This window comes from Klebsiella sp. MS 92-3, from assembly GCF_000195655.1.
Taxonomy (GTDB): domain Bacteria; phylum Pseudomonadota; class Gammaproteobacteria; order Enterobacterales; family Enterobacteriaceae; genus Klebsiella; species Klebsiella pneumoniae.
The window spans coordinates 3458-4083 of the sequence record NZ_GL882873.1 but is presented as its reverse complement, the minus strand read 5'-3'; the positions used below and the strand labels follow the sequence as shown (position 1 = coordinate 4083).

Annotated in this window: 1 protein-coding gene; it reads left to right on the top strand. The window is 50.8% G+C overall.

The window, feature by feature from the left end:
- The first annotated feature begins 42 nt into the window (after positions 1-42).
- Positions 43-204, top strand: coding sequence for a type I toxin-antitoxin system Hok family toxin (locus HMPREF9538_RS33170; protein WP_004118124.1), 162 nt, complete (start codon positions 43-45; stop codon positions 202-204).
- Positions 205-626: the final 422 nt, after the last annotated feature.

Genomic DNA, 626 nt, shown 5'->3' with positions numbered 1-626 from the left:
CAATTGCAATATCTGTGTGAACTTACACAGGAGGAGTAAACCATGAAACTACCGCGAAACGCCCTGGTCTGGTGCGTATTAATCGTCTGTTTAACGCTCTTGATATTCACATGCCTGACCCGGAACCGCTTATGCGAAGTCCGGCTAAAGGACGGGAACAGGGAGGTCGCGGCAAGCCTGGCTTACGAATCCAACGGTAAGTAGCAACCTGGAGGCGGGGAATACTCCGCCTTTTCAGGGCTGCGTTGGTCTGACATGCCTGAAGCGCCTTTATGAAGGGGTTGCCGGTTCGCCGGTAGCCCCTTTTTCCTGTAAGCAGGAAAAAAAACCCGCGCGACAGGCGGGCAAAAATCTTTCATCTACCTACAACACAGATTCAATGAATCGCAAGTCACATTAACATCCTTCATTCTTCGTAACACCCTGTCATCAGTCTGAAAAAAATAGTGATTGATTGTGAACATTTGGGTTCTGGTGATAAGTTCTCTCTGTAGCGTAGCCCTCTTTACGGAGGGGTGGAAACAGCAACGGCAGAGTTAAAAGACCACGAGTCAGTGAGGCTGTCCAAAGGCTCCCCGGGGAAACCCGGCGCTACATCAGGTTGCATAGCACTTAACCCGCCCCCC